The 23,537-nt window shown below is 23.5% G+C and carries 25 protein-coding genes; 2 read left to right on the top strand and 23 right to left on the bottom strand.

Features of this window, described 5'->3' with window-relative positions; genetic code table 4:
- Positions 1–39: 39 nt before the first annotated feature.
- The 20 genes from AACK96_RS00865 to AACK96_RS00770 all read right to left on the bottom strand — a co-directional run bounded on the left by AACK96_RS00865 (position 40) and on the right by AACK96_RS00770 (position 19,087).
- Positions 40–1,131: a hypothetical protein gene (locus AACK96_RS00865; protein WP_252319787.1), complete on the bottom strand. Its 1,092-nt coding sequence runs from the start codon at positions 1,129–1,131 to the stop codon at positions 40–42.
- 31 nt (positions 1,132–1,162) lie between these two features.
- Positions 1,163–2,356: an HD domain-containing protein gene (locus AACK96_RS00860; protein WP_338974528.1), complete on the bottom strand. Its 1,194-nt coding sequence runs from the start codon at positions 2,354–2,356 to the stop codon at positions 1,163–1,165.
- A gap of 190 nt (positions 2,357–2,546) precedes the next feature.
- A complete protein-coding gene (gene gltX, locus AACK96_RS00855) occupies positions 2,547–3,992 on the bottom strand; it encodes a glutamate--tRNA ligase (protein WP_338974527.1) in 1,446 nt (481 codons plus the stop codon).
- An 81-nt stretch (positions 3,993–4,073) separates the two neighbouring features.
- A complete protein-coding gene (locus AACK96_RS00850) occupies positions 4,074–4,817 on the bottom strand; it encodes a hypothetical protein (RefSeq protein ID WP_338974526.1) in 744 nt (247 codons plus the stop codon).
- A 13-nt stretch (positions 4,818–4,830) separates the two neighbouring features.
- On the bottom strand, positions 4,831–5,487 hold the full coding sequence (locus tag AACK96_RS00845; RefSeq protein WP_338974524.1) for a hypothetical protein: 657 nt from the start codon (positions 5,485–5,487) through the stop codon (positions 4,831–4,833).
- 14 nt (positions 5,488–5,501) lie between these two features.
- A complete protein-coding gene (locus tag AACK96_RS00840; protein ID WP_252319777.1) occupies positions 5,502–6,005 on the bottom strand; it encodes a hypothetical protein in 504 nt (167 codons plus the stop codon).
- Between the two features lie 85 nt (positions 6,006–6,090).
- Complete coding sequence (gene ychF, locus AACK96_RS00835; protein WP_338974522.1) at positions 6,091–7,188, bottom strand: redox-regulated ATPase YchF; 1,098 nt, start codon at positions 7,186–7,188, stop codon at positions 6,091–6,093.
- An 82-nt stretch (positions 7,189–7,270) separates the two neighbouring features.
- Complete coding sequence (locus AACK96_RS00830) at positions 7,271–11,272, bottom strand: hypothetical protein (protein WP_338974519.1); 4,002 nt, start codon at positions 11,270–11,272, stop codon at positions 7,271–7,273.
- Positions 11,273–11,499: 227 nt separating this feature from the next.
- The gene (locus AACK96_RS00825) at positions 11,500–12,024 is read right to left on the bottom strand and encodes a hypothetical protein (RefSeq protein WP_338974516.1); all 525 of its coding nucleotides are present in this window, start codon (positions 12,022–12,024) and stop codon (positions 11,500–11,502) included.
- A 98-nt stretch (positions 12,025–12,122) separates the two neighbouring features.
- Complete coding sequence (locus AACK96_RS00820) at positions 12,123–13,034, bottom strand: hypothetical protein (RefSeq protein ID WP_338974514.1); 912 nt, start codon at positions 13,032–13,034, stop codon at positions 12,123–12,125.
- 11 nt (positions 13,035–13,045) lie between these two features.
- Positions 13,046–14,104, bottom strand: a complete 1,059-nt coding sequence (locus tag AACK96_RS00815; RefSeq protein WP_338974512.1) for a hypothetical protein — start codon at positions 14,102–14,104, stop codon at positions 13,046–13,048.
- 2 nt (positions 14,105–14,106) lie between these two features.
- Entirely contained in the window at positions 14,107–14,298 is a 192-nt protein-coding gene (locus AACK96_RS00810) for a hypothetical protein (RefSeq protein WP_174479934.1), read from the bottom strand.
- Between the two features lie 209 nt (positions 14,299–14,507).
- Entirely contained in the window at positions 14,508–14,795 is a 288-nt protein-coding gene (locus AACK96_RS00805) for a hypothetical protein (protein ID WP_338974509.1), read from the bottom strand.
- A gap of 11 nt (positions 14,796–14,806) precedes the next feature.
- The gene (locus AACK96_RS00800) at positions 14,807–15,061 is read right to left on the bottom strand and encodes a hypothetical protein (protein ID WP_174480864.1); all 255 of its coding nucleotides are present in this window, start codon (positions 15,059–15,061) and stop codon (positions 14,807–14,809) included.
- 21 nt (positions 15,062–15,082) lie between these two features.
- Positions 15,083–15,289 carry a hypothetical protein gene (locus AACK96_RS00795; protein WP_174480363.1) on the bottom strand — a complete coding sequence of 69 codons (207 nt, stop codon included), beginning with the start codon at positions 15,287–15,289 and terminating at the stop codon, positions 15,083–15,085.
- 1 nt (position 15,290) lies between these two features.
- Positions 15,291–15,524 carry a hypothetical protein gene (locus AACK96_RS00790; protein WP_338974507.1) on the bottom strand — a complete coding sequence of 78 codons (234 nt, stop codon included), beginning with the start codon at positions 15,522–15,524 and terminating at the stop codon, positions 15,291–15,293.
- Position 15,525: 1 nt separating this feature from the next.
- Entirely contained in the window at positions 15,526–16,392 is an 867-nt protein-coding gene (locus AACK96_RS00785) for a hypothetical protein (protein ID WP_338974506.1), read from the bottom strand.
- 131 nt (positions 16,393–16,523) lie between these two features.
- Positions 16,524–16,799 (bottom strand): hypothetical protein, encoded by a 276-nt coding sequence (locus tag AACK96_RS00780; protein ID WP_338974505.1) that lies wholly within the window; start codon positions 16,797–16,799, stop codon positions 16,524–16,526.
- A 391-nt stretch (positions 16,800–17,190) separates the two neighbouring features.
- The gene (locus AACK96_RS00775) at positions 17,191–18,126 is read right to left on the bottom strand and encodes a rolling circle replication-associated protein (RefSeq protein WP_338974503.1); all 936 of its coding nucleotides are present in this window, start codon (positions 18,124–18,126) and stop codon (positions 17,191–17,193) included.
- A gap of 328 nt (positions 18,127–18,454) precedes the next feature.
- Positions 18,455–19,087, bottom strand: a complete 633-nt coding sequence (locus AACK96_RS00770; protein WP_338974502.1) for a hypothetical protein — start codon at positions 19,085–19,087, stop codon at positions 18,455–18,457.
- Positions 19,088–19,216: 129 nt separating this feature from the next.
- Between AACK96_RS00770 and AACK96_RS00765 the strand changes: the two genes are divergently transcribed.
- Positions 19,217–19,384, top strand: coding sequence for a hypothetical protein (locus AACK96_RS00765; RefSeq protein ID WP_281749041.1), 168 nt, complete (start codon positions 19,217–19,219; stop codon positions 19,382–19,384).
- A gap of 62 nt (positions 19,385–19,446) precedes the next feature.
- Here the strand turns inward: AACK96_RS00765 and AACK96_RS00760 are convergent, their stop codons facing one another.
- The 3 genes from AACK96_RS00760 to rsmG all read right to left on the bottom strand — a co-directional run bounded on the left by AACK96_RS00760 (position 19,447) and on the right by rsmG (position 21,865).
- A complete protein-coding gene (locus tag AACK96_RS00760; protein ID WP_174480208.1) occupies positions 19,447–20,334 on the bottom strand; it encodes a ParB/RepB/Spo0J family partition protein in 888 nt (295 codons plus the stop codon).
- Positions 20,327–21,091, bottom strand: coding sequence for a ParA family protein (locus AACK96_RS00755; protein WP_174480209.1), 765 nt, complete (start codon positions 21,089–21,091; stop codon positions 20,327–20,329). The genes AACK96_RS00760 and AACK96_RS00755 overlap by 8 nt, the downstream gene beginning before the upstream one ends.
- A gap of 78 nt (positions 21,092–21,169) precedes the next feature.
- Positions 21,170–21,865: a 16S rRNA (guanine(527)-N(7))-methyltransferase RsmG gene (gene rsmG / locus AACK96_RS00750; RefSeq protein ID WP_338974498.1), complete on the bottom strand. Its 696-nt coding sequence runs from the start codon at positions 21,863–21,865 to the stop codon at positions 21,170–21,172.
- Positions 21,866–22,238: 373 nt separating this feature from the next.
- Between rsmG and AACK96_RS00745 the strand changes: the two genes are divergently transcribed.
- Positions 22,239–23,480 (top strand): hypothetical protein, encoded by a 1,242-nt coding sequence (locus AACK96_RS00745; protein WP_338974496.1) that lies wholly within the window; start codon positions 22,239–22,241, stop codon positions 23,478–23,480.
- The last annotated feature ends 57 nt before the right edge of the window (positions 23,481–23,537 follow it).

Below are 23,537 nucleotides of genomic sequence, written 5' to 3'. Positions count from 1 at the left end.
TAATTTATATCATATACAAAAATAAAAATAAATACTTTTTTATAAAAGTTGCTCAATTGTATCATTAACATACTGTATAAATCCAATTCTGATTAAAAATTCCAAAATAGCAACATCATTGTAATTTAAATCAATTAATTCTTGATAGTTACCAAAAATTTGATTATCCAGTACATTTCTTAATTTATCATTAATTTTTTTTGGATCATCTTCGATCTTAATTCCTGAAACTTTAACTAATTCTAAATCAATTTTTTTTTGCATTTTAACTTTAGTATTATCATCTTTATATAATTCTATTAATTTTAAATATAATTCTTGTAATAAACTTAAAGCCTTGACAAAATTACTTAGCAATTCTTGTTCATTAATTATATACGAATTTAAATTATGAAAATAATTATGATTTATCTCAGCTTCATATCTTGCTGCTTGACCACCAGGATTAATTTGTTCAAAATAACGCAAACGTTCTCTTAAATTTAATAATATTTTACTCATTTCCTCACTTTCAACCCTTGTAGTACTAATTAATTTAATCAATCGTATTAAATTATGAAAATTAAATTTTTTCTTACTAGCTGAAGGTTCAACTTGAATATATTTTCTTAAACAATGCTTTAGTTTTAATTCTAACGATTGATATACTGAAAAAAGAGTAATATGAAAATTATCATATCCAATCCCTTTTTTAATATTTAAAATAGCGTTAACTGCATACATATTAGCGCGATCATTATCATTACCCAAAACATTAGTTAAATGCAAAGTTCTTGGAAACTTATTAATCATTGTAAGTAATGTTTCTTTAAATTTAATTTTTAACGTATTATCTTTAAATTTAATTTGATTTATTTTAACTGATTTTAAATCATTATATTCATTACCTATTATAAGGTAGGCAAAAATAGAAAAATAAACTATTACTTTTTCTTTAAAATTTATTCAAGTAAAATTTAAAGTTTTAATAGCATTTTCAATTTTTTCTTTATTAATTAATACGCCCAATATCACTATTACTTCTTGCGTTGCTAAGTGATACTCATGTGAATTTAAGTAAAAATCTCCTGGCGTTAAATCTAAAATATTTGGATACTCAAAAACTTTATTAATTGATTTTAAAATTTTCATAATTACCTCATTTTATAACAGTTTTAAATTTCTATTTCTTTTTTAAAAAATAAATTGTATTTGGTGCTTTAATTGGATCTTGCAAAATTTGTGAGATTTTTTCTAAAGTAATATACTCTTCGTTTTTTGTTTTAATAATAATTGGATCTTTTTTAAAATAATAAAGTACATTTTTTAAATCTTGTTTAACCCCAATAACATTAGTGTTATTTTGACTTGTTAATAACAACAATTCATTTTCTCAGTTAAAACAAAATAAAATTACTTTTGATATTTTTACTAACTCATTATCTTTTTCAAAATTAATAATATCTTGCATTAACTTAATTAAAGTAGCATCTGTTCAATTTAAATATGTTTGTATTTCAACGCTTTTTCCCTCAAAAATAGCAATAAAATCATGAATATTGATTTTAAATGAATAAGTTTTATCAAAATATAATTCAGTTATTCTTGAAAATAATTTTTGTAAATTTAGATCAAAAAGAATTCCACTTTTATGATAATAAACTTGAGAATACATATGGAACCTTGTGATTAAATAATTTTCAATAGCAGAAATTGCCTTGTATGAAAAAACTAAACCCTCTTTAATATCAATTATCATATTTGTAATAATTCAATCAATATCAATACTTCCATAACCAACTCCTGTAAAATATCCATCACGCATTAAATAATCAATACGATCACAATCTAATTGCGATGATACCAATTGAATTTGATATTTAGGATAATTTTTATAATCCTTCTTAAGGATACCAATAATAGCATTAATATTAATATTAAATTGTTTTAAAATCATGTTAATTTCAGTACTATTATCATTAATAATAGCACAAGTATAATCTTCATGAGTAAAATTTTCTTTTTTATTAACATTAAGGTTTATGATTTTTTCAAAAGTGTGTGAAAAAGGACCATGTCCTAAATCATGTAATAAACCAGCAATTTTAATGTTTATTTTTTCCTCTTTAGTTAATAAAGAAGAACCTTCAACTTCACTAAGAACACGATTTAATATATGATAAACACCTATACTATGAACATATCTAGTATGAGTTGCATTAGGAAAAGCAATTTGGACACCACCAAGTTGATTAATTCATCTTAATCTTTGAAATTCTTTACAAGATATTAACGCCTGAATAACGGGTTCGCTGATATTAATATTTTTGTGTATAGCGTCACGAATAAAAGTTACTTTATAATTATTGCTTGACATAAATTTTAACCTCTCATTAATATCTTATAAATTTTAGGTATTATTAATTTTTTATTTTAATAGTAACATAATATAAAATTTTTCTTCTATTTTAATAATTATTTTGAGTGAAAAGAACAATTTTATAATTTTTATTTATAACAAAAGTAAATATTATATTTTCTATATAAGTAATAATAATTATTTTTCTTTAATATTTAAAATTTAATTTCACATTATTAATAATGGTAGCATAACCTAATAGTTTAATGGTGCTAACTAAATCAGGTCCATGCATTTGTCCTGTCGTAATAATTCTAATTGGCATAAATAATAATTTGCCGTTAACATTAGTTTCTTTTTTAACTTCATTAATAATGTTTTTAATATTATCACTAGTTCAATTTTTACAATCAATAATCTTTTTAATAAATGTTATACAAACTAAGTTACATTCATTATCATTCAAAAAAGTCTTTGCTTCTATATCTACCTTAAAATTATTTTTAAAAAATAAACTTACCAATTCATTAATTTGACTACCATATTCTAACTGTGATTGATAAATTAATAATACTTCTTTTCATCATTCAATAGTTTTGCTATTTCAATTATATTTTTCTTTAATAAAAGGTGTTACTAAAGCTAAGTATTGTTCAACATTTAATCTTTTAATATAATAATTATTCATTCACACTAATTTTTCTGGATCAAACATGCTTGGTGCTTTACTTAAATATTTTGGGGTAAATAATTTAATTAATTGTTCTTTAGTATAAATTTCTTTTTCTTCATGCGAACTTCATCCTAATAAAGCAATAAAATTAAAAATTGCTTCTGGTAAATATCCTTCTTTACGATATTGATGAATAAATTGGATAATGCTACCATCACGTTTTGATAATTTTTTACGTTTATTATTAACAATTAATGTTAAGTGGGCAAAAATTGGCATTTTCCAATTAAAATAGTCATAAATAACTAATTGTTTTGGTGTATTTGACAAATGTTCTTCACCACGAAAAACATGACTTATTTCCATTAAATGATCATCAATAACAACAGCGAAATTATAAGTGGCCACTCCATTTGATTTAATAATAATGTAATCTCCTAAGTCTACTGAATTAAATTCAACATTACCACGAACTAAATCTTTAATTTTATAACTTTTATTAGTGGGAATTTTAACTCTAATAGCATATGAAATTTTATTTTGTAAATTTTCTTCAATTACAGACTGCTCTAATTTTGAACATGTTCCATCATACTGGAAAGCTAAAATATTTTTATCTGCTTGTTTCTTACGCATTTCTTCTAGATATTGAGGTGTACAAAAACAATAATATGCTTTTTTTTCTTTTATTAGTATTAATGCATGTTGAATATATATATTTAAACGTTCAGTTTGTTTATAAGGACCATATTTACCTGGTAAATCAATAGTTTCATCAGGAATTATTCCCATTCAACGTAAATTATCTAATTGTGAACTAATTCCATCTTCAATATTGCGTTCTAAATCAGTATCTTCAATTCTAACTATAAAATCTCCTTTGTTATTTTTTGCAAATAAATAATTAAATAATGCTGTTCTAGCACCACCAATATGTAAATACCCAGTAGGACTAGGTGCATATCGTACACGAATTTTCATATTTTCACCATCTTTATTAAATTTAAGATTTTTTAATCTTACTAACTTTTTTTTCTACTTTATTAGTCTTTTTTTTAGAATTTAATTTTTTTTATTATTTTTAGAGGATTTCATTATTTTTTTACGATTAGTTTTAGATTGTAATTTTTCATTTACTTCTTCATCAAGAAAAATTGTAATAGTCTGTGTATCATTTGGATCAAATTCATTAGAACTTGGTAATGGTTGTTTTAATTCTGGTTCAAATTCAATTGCTTGTTCAATACGTTGACGATAAAAGTGATATGTTTGAACATTAATTAAATTTAATTTAAGTAATAAAATAACTGCTGCAACAAGTAATGCAAAATAAAAACCAAAAATTGATCAAACAATTGTTGAAGAAACTCAATTTCGATAATAAAAACTTGGTGTTTCAATTGTTCCACCCCTATTAGGTATTATTTGTGCACTATCATTACTTCATTCACAATAAAGCAATTGACCAGAAAAACTTATTAAAAATCCAACAACAAAAATTATAAAGTTTACAACTAAAAATACAAATTTAAAACGAGGAGATTTTTCAAGAAAAACTCTTGCCGTAAAAATACAACTTATCAACCCAAAACTACTTACAATCAAACCTATTACTGGTAAATAATAAACTGCAGTATAACTTGAAGGATTAAAACTTGGTGAAGGTTCTGCAATTTGAAAACCATAATAATATAAATCTTTTAAAACTGTATTTTTTGACAAAGCAATTAAAAAAAATAATTCATAAATAATAAATGTGCTTAATAATAAATAAAAACTAATAAACCACCAATTACGAATTCTCATAAATCTGTCCCCCTTATTTAATATTCAAAGTTTTTTTACTAAATCCCTTTTCTTGTTTTTTAATTTTTTTTAATTCTTGTTTTCTAATTCGTCTTTGGTTTTTTTCCATACTTCTAGTAGTATAAATTTCATAATCTGAGTTCATAAATGTAAACTTTCTACGCATAATTCAAAAAAATAGTTGTGTAATCAAAATTAAAAAAAGACTAAAAATAATAAATATTCTTGCAATAATTGGATTAATTCAATGATAATTTTCATTATATAATATTCCAGATTGTGAAATATAAGTTAATTGTACTTCTGAACTTAACATTACACTAAGAATTAATAATCAAAAAGCAGTATAAAACATTCTACTGCTATACTTTGAAGAGATAATACTTACTCTAGGAGCAAATATTAATAAAATCATACTTACAGTAATTGCAATTAAACAAACAATTGGTGCATAAAATAAATTCAAAATAGGATAATTAAAATCAGTAAGTACATTATATAATTTATATTTTGATACATTAATAGCAGCAAATAATGAAAAAATAAAAACTGATAAAAAAAGAACTATTGATATTGTCAAATAAACAAAATATGCATTTTTAGTTTTTTGTTCATATGGAATAAAACATGTTTCTTTGTTTTTAAGATTATCTAAATCTTTAATTTTCATTATTTTCACCTACTTTATTTTTCATTAGGTAATTCTTCAACTACTAAAATTAAAATAATCGCTGCTATTACTTCACATATTCATACAATTAATGAGATTAATGAAAAAAATAATAATACTGGTATTGATCAAAAAACTAGACTACCGCTTAACATTAATGTTGATAATATTAATGTTGAAATAGCAGTAATTCTAAATGAAGATTTCTTTTTAAGTTTCTTTGCTGGTATCATAAAACAAATAATACTGACTAAAATTGCAATTCCAACATATGATAATGATAAAGCTAATTGTAGTTTACTAAATTCAAACCCCATTTTTTGCCCAACAAATGCATTAACTATTAATAGTATTAAAAAAGCAATACTACCAATAATTTGCACAATTGGTGATCAAAAAAGTAAAGCTCTTGAAACTTTTATTTTATTAAGAACATCAAACTTTTTAGTTTTTTTATTTGGAACATAATTGTTTTCTTGAATGTCAGAATCAGGATTTTGTAAATTACTTTTTAACATAATAATTTTTTCCTTTCTTGCTAATATATTTTCAAATTAATTATAACAAAACTATAACCTTTTTATAATTAATATTATCTTAAAACTAAACATTAAAAAGGAAATGACAAATATCACCATCTTCAACTATATAATTTTTACCTTCAACTCTCATTTTTCCCTTTTCCTGAACATTTTTTTCACTACCCAATAATTCTATATCTTGATAATTATAAACTTTAAGTCTAATAAAACCTTTCATGAAATCTGTATGAATGATACCAGCACACTCTGGTGCTTTCATTCCTTTAATAAAAGTTCAAGCATGAACTTCTTTGGGTCCAACAGTAAAATAAGTACCTAAATTTAATAGTTTATAAGTTGCTAATACAATTTGATCAATTCCTGATTCAAAAATATTTAACTCTTTAAACATTTCTTTTTTTTCTTCTGCTTCTAATTCAGAAAGTTCACATTCTGTCTTAGCACAAACAACAATTACAGTAATATTTTTTTTGCTCATATATTGTTGTAATTGTTCAACATATTTATTAGTTTTAGTTATTAAATCTTTTTCATTAATATTAGCAATAACAATTATTGGTTTAGCAGTTAAAAAATTATAAGGTTTAATCATTAGTAATTCTTCTGAACTTAACTTTTGATTACGAATAGCAATACCATTGTTTAATTCATTATTAATTTTTTCTAATAAAGCTACCTCAGCAATACCTTGTTTATCTCTAGTTATTTGCGATTTTTTACGAACTTTTTCTTTTCGTTTACTTATTACTTCTTGATCAGCTAACATTAATTCCAATTCAATAATTTCAAAATCATTAATTGGATCAATTTTATTTTCAACATGAGTAACATTAATATCATCAAAACAACGAATAACTTCGCATATTGCATCAACCGTTCTAATATTGGCAAGAAATTGATTACCTAATCCTTCACCTTTACTAGCGCCTTTGACAAGTCCAGCAATATCATGTAATTCTAAAATTGTTGGTACAACTTTTTGTGGATTAAAAATTTTTATTAAATTTAAAATTCTTGAATCATTGACTGGAACGCTACCAATATTTGGTTTTATAGTAGCGAAAGGATAATTTTCAATTAATACTTGTGAATTGGTTATGGCTTTAAATAATGTTGATTTACCTACATTAGGTAAACCAACGATACCAGCAGTTAACATATAATATACACCTGTTTCTTTTACTTATATGATTACATCGTATCATATAAATTATAAAGAAAAATATAAAATTAATTATCAATTAAGAAAAATTTAATTTTGGAGTTGATTTGGATGGTAATGGTACAGTATTTACTAAATTATTAGATTCATTAATAGTATTACCAGCAAGTTCTTCATCATCGCTTTCATCATCAAAAGGATTTGTACTAACTGGTTTAGGAGTAATCTGACCAGAACAAATGCCACTATCACTAGATGCTGTTCTAGTAAGACAATGATTAAATTCTTGACGAGATGATTCAGTACTGCTTTCTAAATCACTATACTGTGGAAAACTATAACTATTAAGTTCTCTTAATATTTTATCGATATCAATAATAGAATAATCATTTTCTTCAAATTCATAAGAAAGTGAACTTATCGCACTATCAGTACTATTTGAACGTGATAATTTAGGTTTTTTTTCAATTATTCATTCATCTCAAGGCTCAGATGTTGGTAATAGTTCTGGTATACTTTGTCTTTGATAAGGTACGCTTATTTTATCTATTGATGTTTTATTTTCATTTAAATTTGCAATTAAAGTTCCAAAATTTTTTATATTATTTTCTTTAATCACTTTGATATTTCTTTTTGTTTTTTTTCATGTTCACGATAATTTATTTATTATTTTTTGTCATCAACTAAGTTTTTTAAATTTTGTTTTTGATATTTCTACTAAAGATTTTTGACAGTGTTCAATATCAATAGTTTTAATATTGTAAAGTTTACTTAAAAATATTGTTTTATAATCATCAAAATCATCATAACCAGTATATATTTTTAAATTGTTTTTAATAATATTATAGTTTTTATCTCAACATAAATATTTTTCAATACTTCAAGGTGCAACTTCATTCGCTTTCTCATAATATCTGATAAAAGTTAGATAGTCATTATAAAATCATGAATTTGCTATTTTTTGGTTACTTAATTCAGAAATTTTATTTTTAATAAAACTGATTTTTTTAACAAGTTGTTCGATATCTAACTTTAATTGTGCTAATATCTTTTGATTTTGTAGTTGAACATTTACAATTGTATGATTAGTTAACGTTTCTCATTCCTGTTTCTTAATTTGTAAAAGTTCAATAATGCTATCATGTAACTTAGTTAAATCATTAACTGCCGTTCTTATTTTACTATCAACTATTAAAACTGATTTTCTTATGGCGGCAACTTTTTCTTTTATTTCTAGTAGCCTGTTTTTTGCAATTAAACTATCTCTAAGAATTTTAAAATTAATGGCAGATGTTTCAGTTTTATAAGTACCTAAAAAATATTTTTTATTATAATAAAAAATATCAAATGTTACATTGGTGTTGTTTTTATTTTGATTTAAATTTTTAATATTTTCTTTACTGTTTTCACTAAAGACAAAATTTAAATTACCATTAGTAAGATTTTCTTTTAATTCTTGACTAATTTTTAAATTTTTTTCATATTGCATTTGACCTTTTTCAATTAATTGTTTATATTCTTCTATTTCTTGTTCAATAGTTACTAATAATTTTTCTTTAATTTTTTGCAAATTAATTTCTCATTCTCAATTATTGAAAAAATTTTGATTATTAACTTTAACAAAACTTAAAACTGAATTACTAATTTTTTTAAGTTTGTTCGATAACAATTCTACATGTTCTACTAATTCTTTATCTTTTCAAATTATATAATCATTTATTAACGATTGTAACTTCAAAATTTCTTGTCAATTTGGAAATGTAACTTCTTCTTTATTTAAAGTAAAATTGAATGTCCCACAATTATTAATCGTAATGTCTCTTATTTTATATTCTAATTGTTTTTTTGAATTTAAATATTGAATAATAACAGTAAAATCATCTTTATTTTTTGTTAAAACTTTAAATGAAACTGCTTGTTTTTCATTAATACCAGTAATATCGATTATACTATTAATTGAAATAATATCATCAACTTTTCAATTACCAGTTGCCAATCTTTGTTGATTTAATTTTTGTTTAATTCTTTGTCTTGAGACTTTGAATGTATCAGATAATTCTTCTTGAAAACCTTGTACTAATTGCTGATTTATTTTTAATACACTACTTATCTTAGTAAATTTTTCTTCTGCTTTGTCTTTATAATTTTTAATAACATTATTTTTTAATATTTGATTTTCTGATAAAAAATGTTCTTCTAACGCAAACTTAAGCCAAATTTCTTGCTTCTGATTAGGAAAATAAACATTCATTAACTCATTAACTAACTTAGTAAAATCTTTTTGTGATTCTCAAAATTTAATAGATATTTCTTCTAACTGTTGTTGATATTTTCTAATTTCTTCATTGTTTTTAGAGTTTAATATTTTTAATTTGATATCTTTAATATTGTTTATGGTTTCAGAAAAAATTCCTTCATAATTTGCATATGATAATAACGAAAAATAAGATTTTCCCATCCTTTTTGATGTATAAATAGGACTTGTCTTTGCTAAAAGTTTATTTTTTTCTATTTCTTTAAGTTCTTCTAAAAATTGTAATAAACTTCCAATAACAGCTTCTGGTTTATGTTGAAGTTCAAGAGGTAAATTTTTATGAATTTCAACAAATTCAAGAAAATTTTCATTAAATAAATTATCAATTTTATAATCAAAATCAGTAGCTAATAAATTATTATTTTTAGTGCTTCTAATAATATATCCTTTAACAGCTTCTCTATTATATAAAGATAAATTATGCACCTCATTAAAAACATTACTTATTATTAAATATTCTTTACTTTTTGTCAATAACCTTTTCTGTAAATAACTTAGCATTTGAACATTATTAACCAATTTTATCCTTGTTAGCAAATAATTTAATCGTTCTTGTTTAATCTTTTCATTTTTATGTAAAATTTTTTGCATTTCTGCAATTGCATTTTTTAATTTATTTTCTGTTTTTAAAAAAGCATTTTTTTTTCTACATTTTTTTTGTAAATTGACTAGATCAGCAACCGCTTTGTTATCTTCAGCAATTAAATTAACAAAACTTACAATTTCTTGATCTAATTTTGCAATTTCTTGATCTAACATCTTAAAACCATTTGTTGTTTTTTCTGATTCTAAATTTAACAGTTTTAAAATAAAATGCATTGAAAATACACCATCATAAATGTTTACTAATAATTCTAACTTTGTTATTCATTTCGTTTCAATTTGGAATGTAGCAGAAGTAAAAGATTTACTTCAATTATTATCATCAATTTTATACATAAAATTTAATTTTATGTCAAAAATATTTGTTTGGTCACCAATTTTAACATCTTCTAATTTAATTTTAAATTTTGCTAACTCTTCTTTAGTAAAAATTGAGCCAGTTTTATTATTTAAATTATTTAATAATTCTGTTTGGGAAATTAATGAGGTGATATCATCAACATTAATATTTGTCTCTTGCGAATAAGCAGAAACGTTTATTACTTCATGCAATTGATTAATTTTTTGTATAAATAACTTTAATTTTCCTACCATTGTTAATAATTTAACAGAACTCGCTGTTGAAGAAACGCCAATTTTTTCTGCTGCTTGTTTAATAAGAGAAACATTTTCGGTCATTGGTAATGTTCCTCTATTATGTTCTAATAAAATATTGGAAACTTTCTTTTTTAAAGAAAACAAATTTAAATCTTCAAAATTGTAAGTGGTTTCATTAGACACATAAAAATTACTTCTTTGAAAACAAACAGTATCATGAAAAGTATCATTATATTTTCTTAACTGACCTTTAGCATTTAATAAATAAATTTCTTCTACATCTAGAAAACGAGAAATGACTCTTCCAAATCTAGTTTCACTTTTTCAATCGATAAAATTGTTAGTCCGTTGTGATTTATCATCAACATAACTATATTTAGTATCCAATTCTGCGGCAGTAAAAGCAGGAATTAATACTTTTTCTCCTTCCAATGTTTCACCAAATACGACAAATCTTGTACCTTGCGAAGCATTCTCTGTCTTAAAAATTAATGTTTTATTATTATTAAAAAAAATTTTTAATTGTTGACCTTTTGTTATGTTGTTAAAATTAAATGTGTTTGGCATTATTTTCCTCCCTATTTTTTGTTTTTTATTAAATTTAATATTAATATAATAATTTCATTATTGTTATTTCAAATATTTAAAACAAAAAATACCAACTTGATTTGAAAATCAAGTAATAGGGGCTTTGCCCCTCGTTGCTTCGCAACTCACCCCAGCGGGGTTAAACCCCGCGGCCAACCAACCAAGGTTCTGGTTGGCACCGACCAATAATATGGGTTTATTCTAATTTACAAAATTAAAGAATTACAATTCCTTTCATTTTTATAAATAAATCTTAAACTATTAATATTTTCTATATCTTTTTCTAATAATTCTGTTGTTTCAGTTGTCTCATTAATATCTATTTTTAACAATAATTTATTATAACTTTCTTTAATTTCTTTAATTTCTTCTTCTAACTTTTCTAAACGTTTTATTAATAATTCCTGCTTATCATCTTTATTATCATTAAATAAAGATTTTTTTATATTATTTCAAATACAATTCATAGCACCAACTTGAATAAAATTCATTCAAAATATACCAACAATAGAAATACTTATAACACTAGGAGTTAAAGAATATTCAAAAATTTGTTTTTTTCATCAATTAAAATCAAAAAAAAGAATTTCTTTTCCGCTGTTAATTTTAGTTGCTAAAACATTCCAAATATTATTTGATTGTAAAGTAACCATACCAACTAAACTTCATATTGTTAATTTTATTTTTTTAATATTTTTTAATTTATATAATTTTTCTAATAAAAATTTCATTTTTTTCTCCTTATGTAAATCAAAAACCCATTTACTTTAAAAAATAAAGTAATGGGTTAAAACTTATATTTATATTAATTTTGTTTAATTTTATATATTTATTTTACTACTTTTTTCTTAGAATGTTTATTTTTATAATTACAAGCACGACATAGAGTATTTTCAGTTTCTTTCTTGTCAGGTTGTAATATATTATCCAACTTATCTAATCCTACTGCTCTAATATCATTAACAGTAAAATCTAATGCTTGTGACTGTTCATAGTCTTTAACACTACTTAATTCACTTTTCAATGAATGAATATAATTTAAAGCACGACTATTATATCTTTGTAAATAAGACCTAGGAAATCATAAACTAAAAGTCATAGTTTCACCACTATAACTTGGAGGAAAACCACCACGCTTAATTATTTTCTTAGTCTGTCTTTTAGATAAAACAATTTTATTATAATCATCAACATTAGTATAAATATTAAGTTTAAACTTAACTAAAAATAATAAAATACGCATTCTTTTAACTTGAACAATATACTCTACTTTTTCACGTGCTTGTTTTGGTATTCTATCGGGGTGTTGTTCAATCATATACATAATTCCATTAAAATTATGACCTATCAATTTACAAAACATTCCTAAACTTTCTTGTGTTTCTTTAAATTCGGATGACAAATCATTAGAATTAATTTTTAAACCTAATTCATCAAAAACAAGCATATCATTTTCTTTGAAAGCATAATTACTATTTAATTGATTAAACTTAAAAACATCATCATAACTACAACGATAACTAAATTCATTACGAACTTTTATAGGAATAGGGCTTACTACTCTACCTTTATGTCTTTGTGCTAAACAACAAATAAGAGCAGATTTACCAGTACGTGGTGGTGCTGAAATAATATAACTACCTACACGTTGTAATATCTTTATATTTTTTCTAGTTATTAAAAATGGATATAGTATTATTAATAATAAAATTCCTAAAAGGAAATAACCATATCAAGGCATTATTTCAACTCCTAACCAACTAAAAAGCCTACTGCTTTTAAAAATACTCATAAAGTTAAAACTTGTTCTAAACCACTAGTAAAATCAACATTTAAAACAGAACTAATAGTATCATCAAAAATACGTCTCAATAATCCATCAAGTTTAGTAAAAAACTCTCTTAATGGTTCAACCGGTAAAACCTTACCAACAACACCATAAAGTACTCATCTAAAAGCATTACGTAAATGACCAAAAACATCGTATCAACTAACTCGTTCATACTCAGGGTTAAAAGGACTATTTGGTGGGACTGGTGTTACTTTCTCACTTGAAAAAATATTAATTTGACCAAAATTTAACTGTGGTGAAAAAGTTGGTCTAGTTGATTCACCATGAACATCAAAAAATACTGTTAAATGTCTTAAATTTGGAACACGAATAGGCATAGTAACAAAATTATATAAATCTTGTTGATAAATATCATTATCAACCTTACCTTTAAAAAAATATTTTGTATCACCAACATTATCTAAAAAACTAAAAACAAAATTAGCAGTAAAAGTTTTAAAATATTCATATTCAAAATAAAACATAAAACCTTGAATATAAAAACTTAAAGGTTTATCAATTTCAAAATTTAACTGTGTTTGAAAATTTATAATACTTTTACCAGTATTAACAAAATTTAAATTATTAGTATTATTCTTTGCAACATAATTATGATTAAACATAATACGTGAAAATTCATCTAATTGTTTTCTATTAAAAGTATAAACACCAGTTCCCATATCTATCATTTGTGATGGAACACCAACTGTATCACTATAATAATAACATGTATATAAACCTTCATTATTACCTATAAATTCACCACTAACTAATTTTAAATCTGGTTGGTCAACATCAAAATAAGCAGAATTTCATGGAATTGTTGCTCAATCATCAAAATCATGATATTTAACATGTTTAACCATTTCTTTTGTAATATCATAATTAACAACATTAGGGTCATTTGAAGCAATTAAACTAGTCGGTGCTTGAACAGAAGTATTTACAACAAAAAATAATTTAGCAAATTTAAATCACATAATTATTTACCAAATAAACATTTTAAAATTCACCATGAACCATAAAACAAAACAAATCCAATAAAAAACTGAGTTCCATAAACTACTAAATTTCATAAAATAGTAGTAAAATCATCAACTGGATTACCTATAAACATAGTTCAATAATCAACTATACATTGATGTATTTTATTGTAAATTTCTAAAACACTCATACTTAACACCTACCCAAACAATGACCTAAAAACAAATTTAATAACACGATAAATAAAATTAAAAAATACACCTAATACCAATCAAAAAGTCAAATTAAACAAAATGTAAACTGCATCAGTAATATTAGTTTGATTTAAAAATATACCAATATCATTACTAGAAAATATAAAAATAAAATGCAATATACTAAAAACAAAATTAGACATAATTAATTACCTACATTTATTCCACTAACATCTTGTGTTTGCTTATGACCCTTAGCAAGTGCTTTACCAACTGAAACAGAAGACTTAGCAATTTTCTTAACACCATAACCTAAACCTAATGTTGGTAACATTAATTCGGGTAAAATAACCCTAAATGCAAATCTAAGCAAAATCAAAAATATCATTAATGTACCTAAATTAAAACCTAAATCACCAAGTGGAAAACTAAAAAATTTCATAAAAATTGAAGCAAATAATTGCATAACCGTTGTAATAAAAGGTATAAACATAATTTCACATCCTAATGTCTTGTAAATCTAAATAATCCTAAAATTAAATAAAATACAAAACTAACATTTATTAAAGCAAGAATAGGCAAAGGTAAAGTGTATAAACTATCATAAAAGAACGACTTAATAAAAAGTGTCACAGTATGTAATCCAGCAAATGAACTTAAATACTGCATATAAATAGTTTGTACCAAAGTATTAACAACTGGTAAAAGTCTACCCAATAAAGGTAAAACAAAAACCAAACTAAAAAATAACTTTACCATTTGCTTACTCCTTTCTAATTATTAATGAGTTCCATGGATAATATGACCAACAAACTGCTTAATAAATACAAGAACCATAAATACAATTGAAATTAACACTGGTCAATTTGTAAGTGTCCCACCATCGCCAGTTGTAAATACTCAACCAAAAATATAAGTAAAAGCATTTAATAATTGTTGTCCTACACCACCAATCATATTTAATAATGCTGATAATCCAGCGGGCATATTAATCACCCCCTTTCTCTAATTCTTTTTGTTGTTTTTCCATTTCTAATTTACGTTTCTTCTTTTCAAAATCTTTACGACAAAAAATACAATCAGGCTCACTATCATTCTCCTTTATATGTTTTTTATGTTTGAATTTCTGTATACCCTCATGTATTCAATTACGACAAAATCAAAGTATAAGACAAAACCCACCAATATATAAAGCATATTTTATAATCTCCTTAAAATCCATTTTAAACACCACCTAACGTATAAGCATAAGAATAATCCCAATTTAAACTTGCTCTATCTAAATTAATCTCAGACATACTATCATCATTTAAATCAATATCAATCATGCTGTCATTTGTACTTTGATAATCACTAACACTAACATTAATTAATCTTGCTCTTTCATCTGTAAATACTTCTTGTAATTCTGTATTATTATGTGTATTTCCTAACGGTAACAATAAAGTATTTATAATCTCACTTGCTCCGGCAATAATAGTAGGAATAGCAAAATAATTACTAAAATCATTATTAATACCCATTGCTACACCACTACTAATCAAACAACCACCAGTTCCCATATTTGCTATTTTACGTATAGTTTCAAACCTATTAGGTATTAACTCAGTTAAACCACTAATAAGATTTGCTATACCAAAACCATTTAAAGATATATAAGTATCTCAATCTACAAAAGGTACATCAATTATTGGTTTAACAGTTGTAAAGGGTAAATAAGTTGGTCTTGGGGGTTCAGTAGGGCAAGGTGGTCAAAAACAAGATTCATCTCTTAATAAAAAAACTGACTTATCTACATACTGAACAAACTTAGCATAATTAACTAAACCAATTGTTCCTAATCCTAAAAATATCTTTTTATAACTATTAATAACTTTATTTCTAGTAGTTGGTCTTTGAATAATATTTCATATATCAATTCCTAACTTTTTACTAAATAATAAAGAATTAATAGAACCTAATACTGGGTCTTTTAAATATTGACCATAATAAGCACTAATTCCAATCATTGCACTTAATGGGCTTATTCCAGTTCTTAAAATTTTAGTTAAAGTATAATTACTAGTTTGTTCAAATTCATTAATAGGCATAAATAAAACTCCTTATTTTATAAAATATAAGGAGCTTATATATGAATTATAATCTAATCCATTAGGGGCTTAAAATGAAAAATATATAATCCATATATAAGCCCCTTATTAAATTCTTAGTTTATACATTATTATTTTCATTCAGTAATATCTACAATAGTACCGGATAAATCCAAAACTAAATTATAATAATTACCGACTTTTAAATTTAATTTATGTAAATATTTTGAAAAGTCATTAACAACTGTTGGATTATACCATTTATCCCTTACTTTACCAGTAGGAATATTCGTTTGTTTATTAATTTCCAAAAAGGTTAAAACATCAAAATTTAAAAATTTACCTTGATTATTTTTATCGGGTATCATCTTATCTTTTTCAATATTAACTAATTGAGTTTTAAACATAAAAATTGCTAATCCTTTCTATAAATTTTAATAAAAAAAATAATAGATTGAATTGGCAAACAATTAAGTAATTAAATTAAAAATATTATAAATACAAAATTAATTTAATAAATAAAAAGTTTTTAATATTAATATTTAACTATTCCTTGGCTGGAACTGTTACCAATTCAAATAAGTTAAATATCATTTAAAAACTAATCTAAAACAATATAAACTTATAATAATATATTACTAAATTTTATAAAAATATCAATAAATATACAAATAAAAAAAGTAAGCATTCTTTAATTCCAGCCAAGAAAAATAAAAAATACTTACTATAAATTAAGTATAGCAAAACAACAAAAAAATACAAATATAGTATATATATATTACTTGAAAAAATTTAAAATTAATGTAAAACACGATTTTTTAAAAATATTTTTTCAATTTTAGTTTTATCAAAAACTTTATAAAGAAAATCTAAAACTTCATTTTTATTAAATTTAATTTTTAATCAATACCTAAATCGCAAACTTTCTAAACTAACATAATATTGAAAATGTTTAAAATAATCACTAACAGCAACATAATCATAACTTCCACCAATTAAATGAGTAACACCTTGTTCATTCGGTTTAGTTTTAAATAAATAAAATTCTTTTGCTTTTTCACATGCTTGTACTAATTCTTGTAAACTTAAAGTTTTAGTACCACGAACTACAAGCGGATTTTTACAATTTCTACTAAAAGAATATGCTTGAATACCAACATCTTTTTGATTTAAAGATTTAATATTTTCTTGTACTTTTGTTACATATTTACTTAAATACTTAACTACAAATTCATTTGTTCCTTTATGTACAACTTTTAAATCAATACCTTTATTATTACCAACGTGTGGTCATCATTTAGTTATCATACTATAAGGTATTTTACGATTAAATAATATATGAAAATGAACTGCACCACGTTTTTGATATTCATAAACATAAAAATATCTTAATTCACCTAAATGTTTAGAACGTTTAGGGTCATTTCATCAACGCTTTAAACGTTTAAAGAATAATTGTAAATCATGTTTTGCTTTTTTAATATCAGTTTCATTTTTATGATAAGTTAAAGTTAAAAAACTTAAAATTCTTGCATTATAAAAATTATGTAATGCTTTTTGAACTAATTTGCATTTAGTACGAACATTATTATTTCTTAACTTAGTAATATTACCAATATTTTTTACACCTAATTTATTTCTTTCATTTTTCAAAATATCAATAGGCAAAACAACATTTTTAACATAACAAGCATAAAAAATCTTTTTAACATAAAAATTATATGAAATATCCATTTATAAACATTCCTTGGCTGAAATTTCTATAAAAATAAAATTTGAATGATTTATAAATAAATATAAATCTTTATATATCTTATCATAGAAAATAAAAAAAGTATCAAACTTTACACTTGCGGTGAAAAATGATACTTAACCAAGGTGGTATGTTATAACTTTTTAAAATTAAATAATATTAAAAGAAATTAACTTTTAATATTTAGGATTATACATATTTTTAAAAAAAATACAATTAAAAACTATTTCAATATCTTTAATATTTAATTTAATTACTAATTTTAGTATAATTAATTTTTTTAATTTATTTATATTAATACTATTACAATTAAATAACAGTAAATGATCTCACTAATTCAGAAGTAAATAAACTATCATCTAAGCATATACCACTATCGATAATATCTTGTTTAGAAAATGCTTTTTGACTATTAGAAATAGATACAGTTTCTTCTTTATTTAAACTGCTATTTTCTGCAATCATTATTTTACTTTCATTTTTAATATCTTCTTCATCAGTATCTTCTCAGTTATCAACAGAAAAATAACGTGGAGGAAGTTCATCTAATATTTCATGTATCCTATTTAAATCTTCTACCTTTTTAAGTAACTTAGCAATTTCAATAAGTTTAGTAGTTTCATCATTTATATTCATTTTTTCATTAAACAAATCAGTTAAATCCAATACATTGTCTTCAGAAATTTGTTCTTTTTCTAATCAATTATTAATTTTTTGATTAAATAATTTAGTTAAAATTACTGCATCTTCCTCAGAAATATTAAACTTTTTTAATCAATCATTATTTTTTTCATTAAATAACTCGGTTAAAATTGCTACATCTTCTTCAAAAATATTTCTTTCTTTAAACAAATAATTAATCATTTTTACTCAATTAATTTCATCTTTATATTTTCTAAAAATAATACGTTTAAATAACGTATTCTTATCTTTTTCTGGCATATTTAATTTTCCTTTCAATGTTTTTTAAATAACATTATAACATCAAATATAATGATAAAAACTTTTACAATAGTATATAATTATAAATAAGTAAGGCTTAAAAATAAATATAACTTTTAGGAGGAAAATATGGAAAAGAAACTTTTAACTTATCCTCATGATATATCAAAAAAATTATTAATCATACTAGGTATAAGTAAAATTGCAATTGGTTTGTCTATCTTATTTGTTTTTATTACAAACTTAATTATCTATACTAATTCAGGATTAATATTTCCTTTTAGAGAAATAACATAAAATAAATTTACAAAATAAAAAATGAGTATAAATGCTTTAAAACATTTATACTCATTTTAAATTTATATTAATTTTAAAAATTCTAAAATTCGATTTAATTCTTTGTGATTACTATAATTGATGATTAGTTGTTTTTTATTGATTTTTACTTTAGTATCTAAAGTTCTTGATAAAGTATTTTCTAATGCTACTAAATGAAGATCTGACTTTTTATTAACATTTTGTTTTTGATTTAAACTTAATTGTTGCATCTTAATAACATCTTCAACCTTACGAACACTTCATTGTTCACTATATGCCCTTTTAGCAATAGTTACCATTAAATTAAGATTAGTACCTAAACTTAATAATGGTTTAACATGACCCATTGTTAATTCATTGCGTTGAAGCATTTGTAAAATCTCTACTGGCAATTGCAAAATTCGTAAAGTATTAGCAATGTGACTACGTGATTTATTAACTTTTTGTGAGAGTTGTTCTTGAGTTCATTTCATTTTACTAATTAAAGTTTGATATGCCTGTGCTTCTTCAAAAGCATTCAAATCAACACGTTGAATATTTTCAATCAAAGCAAATTCCATTAATTGTTGATCTGTTACTTCAATAGTTACTGCAGAGATCTCTGTTAAACCTGCTAATTTTGCAGCTTTAGTTCTACGTTCACCAGCAACTAATTGAAAAACACCATCTGTTATCGTTTTTTTAACAATAATTGGTTGAATTAAACCATGAATTTTAATTGAATCACTTAGTTCTTTAATTTCTTGTTCATTAAATACTACACGTGGTTGATATGGATTAGGAATAATTTTAGCAAGAGAAATAGTTTGTGAAAAAGTTTTAGCAATTTCTGGTGAACTTTCAATGTTAGTTATCAAATCATTTAAACCTTCACCAAAAATTGATGCTAAACCTTTAGCAGAAATACGATTTTTTTTATCATTAGACATTATTTAACACCTCGTTCACTAAACTTTGATAAGCAATAGCACCACTGCAACGTGGCCGATAACTAAAAATATTTTTACCATGACTTGGTGCTTCACTTAGGGTTACATTTCTTGGAATATAATTTTTATAAACTTTTTCTCTAAAATTTTTTTGAATTTCTTTGATAACTTCAACAGAAGAAGTTGTTCTAATATTAACCATAGTTAATAAAATGCCTTCAATTTCTAAATTGGGATTAAATAATTGTTGTACTAAACGAATAGTAGATAATAATTGTACCAAACCACCTAATGCATAAAACTCAGCTTGTAACGGAATAATAACTGAATTAGCTGAAGCTAAAGCATTACGATTAACTAATCCTAAACTAGGCGGACAGTCAATAATAATAAAATCATATACTTCCTTTACGGGTTCTAATTTTTCTAATAAAATATTTCTTTTATTACGAGATTGCTCTAATAAAAATATTTCGGCTCCCGCCAAAGAAATGGTCGATGGTAATAAATCTACTCCTTGACAAACTTCAGTTTTAATGACTTTTTCCAATGGAACATCATGTACTAAAACATCATATATATCTTGTTCAACTTTATCAGCAGCAAAACCCATTGAAATAGTAGCACTACCTTGTGGATCCAAATCAATAAGTAACACTTTTTTATTTTTTATACCTAAACCTGCAGCAAGATTAGTAGCAGTAGTTGTTTTTCCAACTCCACCTTTTTGATTAGCAATTGCAATAATTTTGCCCATAATAATTACCTTTCTAAATTAATAGACTAATATTTTATCCTACTAATTAAGTTTAACACTAATTTTAATTAATATTATTTACAAAGGTTTACTTTTAATTTGTTGATAAGGTCTTGGATATTTTAAAGCACATAATTTATATTTTTGAAAATGAAGGATTGTTCTTTGACCATAGTTGTTTGGTAATTGAACAGTAAATTGATTAATTAACCTTGCACCCATTGTGTTAATACTATTTTGTGCCAACGCAAGTTCTTCTTCAACTTTAAGACCCTTATAGGCAATAAATAATCCTTCAACTTTTACTAATCCTAAACATAATTCACTTAAAATATTTAGCGGTGCTAATGCTCTTGCTGTTACAATATCAAATGTTTCACGATATTGATGAGCAAATGCTTCTGCTCTTTGATTAATTATATAAACGTTTTCTAAGTTTAATTCAGTAATTACTGTTTTTAGAAATTGACATTTCTTTGTATTTGATTCAATAATGGTTAATTGTAATTTGGGAAAACAAATTTTTAAAATTATTCCTGGTATACCAGCACCACTACCAACATCACAAATATTTTGATCATCCAAAGTGATGTTATTACTAATTAAAAGAGCATCATAGAAATGTTTATAATAAACTTCTACTTCTTCAATAATTGTTGTTAAGTTATATTTTTTATTTTCAGCAATTAAAATTTTATAATACCGACTTAATTGTTGTTCCATTATTGGTGTTAAAGTTAAATTAGTTAAACCTATAGTTCAATCTTTATTCATTGCTTACTCCTAAATCAATCTTTTAATAAAATACTTTATTTAAAGTAGACTATAAATATAATGCTTTAAATAATTAAATATAATTTAATTATAATTTTATATTTAATTATAATGTTTTTTTAGTATATGCTTGAAATTTTATCACATAACTACTATCCTTCAAAATTTAATGTTATTTTTAATTAATTATTAATTAAATAATTTAAAATGCTTAAAATATCATTTTCGTTGTATTTTCTTTAAACTCAAATATAATTAACACATATAATAATAATTATTAAACAAATTATAAAAGTTTTTTAACTCATTGCTTAATTTAAAGTAAATGAGTTTTTATGTTTTAATTGATACCATTGAAAGGAAAAATAAAAAAATGAAAATTTTACTTAATTTTTCAAACGAACTAACAAAATCTATTAATAATAGTTCATTAAACACCATTATAGAAATTAATAATTGAACAAATCCTATCCAAGAACATAAAAACAAACTTGAAGAAATATATCAAAATTTTCTAAAATCACAAGAATTATCAAAGGTTTTATTTAATAAATCAATAAATACATATAAACCACATTTCATAAATAAAATGAAAAGAGAAGTACTATTTATTAAAATAAATGAAGAAAAAAAAGATATAAATCTACAAAATATAAATAAATTAACTACACATGAAATTCAAATACTCACAAAAAAAGAAGTACAGAGATTGACAACTGAAGAAATAGTAATTTTAACACCAAGACAAATACAAGCATTTACAGAATGACAAATTACTTGATTCACCATTGAACAAATCCAAATATTGACAAAATTACAAATTCAATCATTGACAAAAAAACAAGTACCCGCATTCACAATAGAACAAATAGAAATATTTACAAAAGAACAAATACAAGCACTCACAAGCGAACAAATACCCGCATTCACAACACATCAAATTAAAGCAATGACTGAATGACAAATTAGTTTATTTACAAAAAAACAAATACCCTGATTTACAGCAGAACAAATAGCAGCATTTCTATCTGAACAAATAGCAACATTCACAATCGAACAAATACAAGCACTTACTACAGAACAAATACCCGCATTCACAAGCCAACAAATACCATATTTCACAACAAAACAAATCTCAGCACTAATTATTTCAAAAAAAATATATGCACTTACAATTGAACAAATACAAGCACTCACAATCAAGCAAATACCACACTTCACAAACTGACAAATTACTTGTTTTACATTTGAACAAATACCATATTTGACAAAAATACAAATACCCGCATTCACAATAGAACAAATACCCGCACTAACAGAAAAACAAATACAAGCACTCACAGAAAATCAAATGAAAGCATTCACAAAAATACAAATACCCGCACTCACAATTGAACAAATACCACATTTTACAACAAAACAAATATCTGCCTTCATAATTGATCAAATACAAGAATTTACGGCTTCACAAATAGTAGCACTCACAATTGAACAAATACAAGAATTCACAGAAGCACAAATACCACACTTCACAAAAGAACAAATTAGTTATTTTAGAAAAAAACAAATAGCAGCATTTACAGAAATACAAATAAAAGCATTAACCAAAAAATAAATACCAGCACTCACAAGCGAACAAATACCAGCATTTATACAACAACAAATTAAAGCA

This window comes from Spiroplasma endosymbiont of Tricholauxania praeusta (assembly GCF_964019535.1).
In the GTDB taxonomy this organism is placed as follows: domain Bacteria; phylum Bacillota_I; class Bacilli_A; order Mycoplasmatales; family VBWQ01; genus Spiroplasma_E; species Spiroplasma_E ixodetis_A.
The sequence above is the reverse complement of the archived record's forward strand: the minus strand, read 5'-3'. Positions and strand labels throughout refer to the sequence as shown.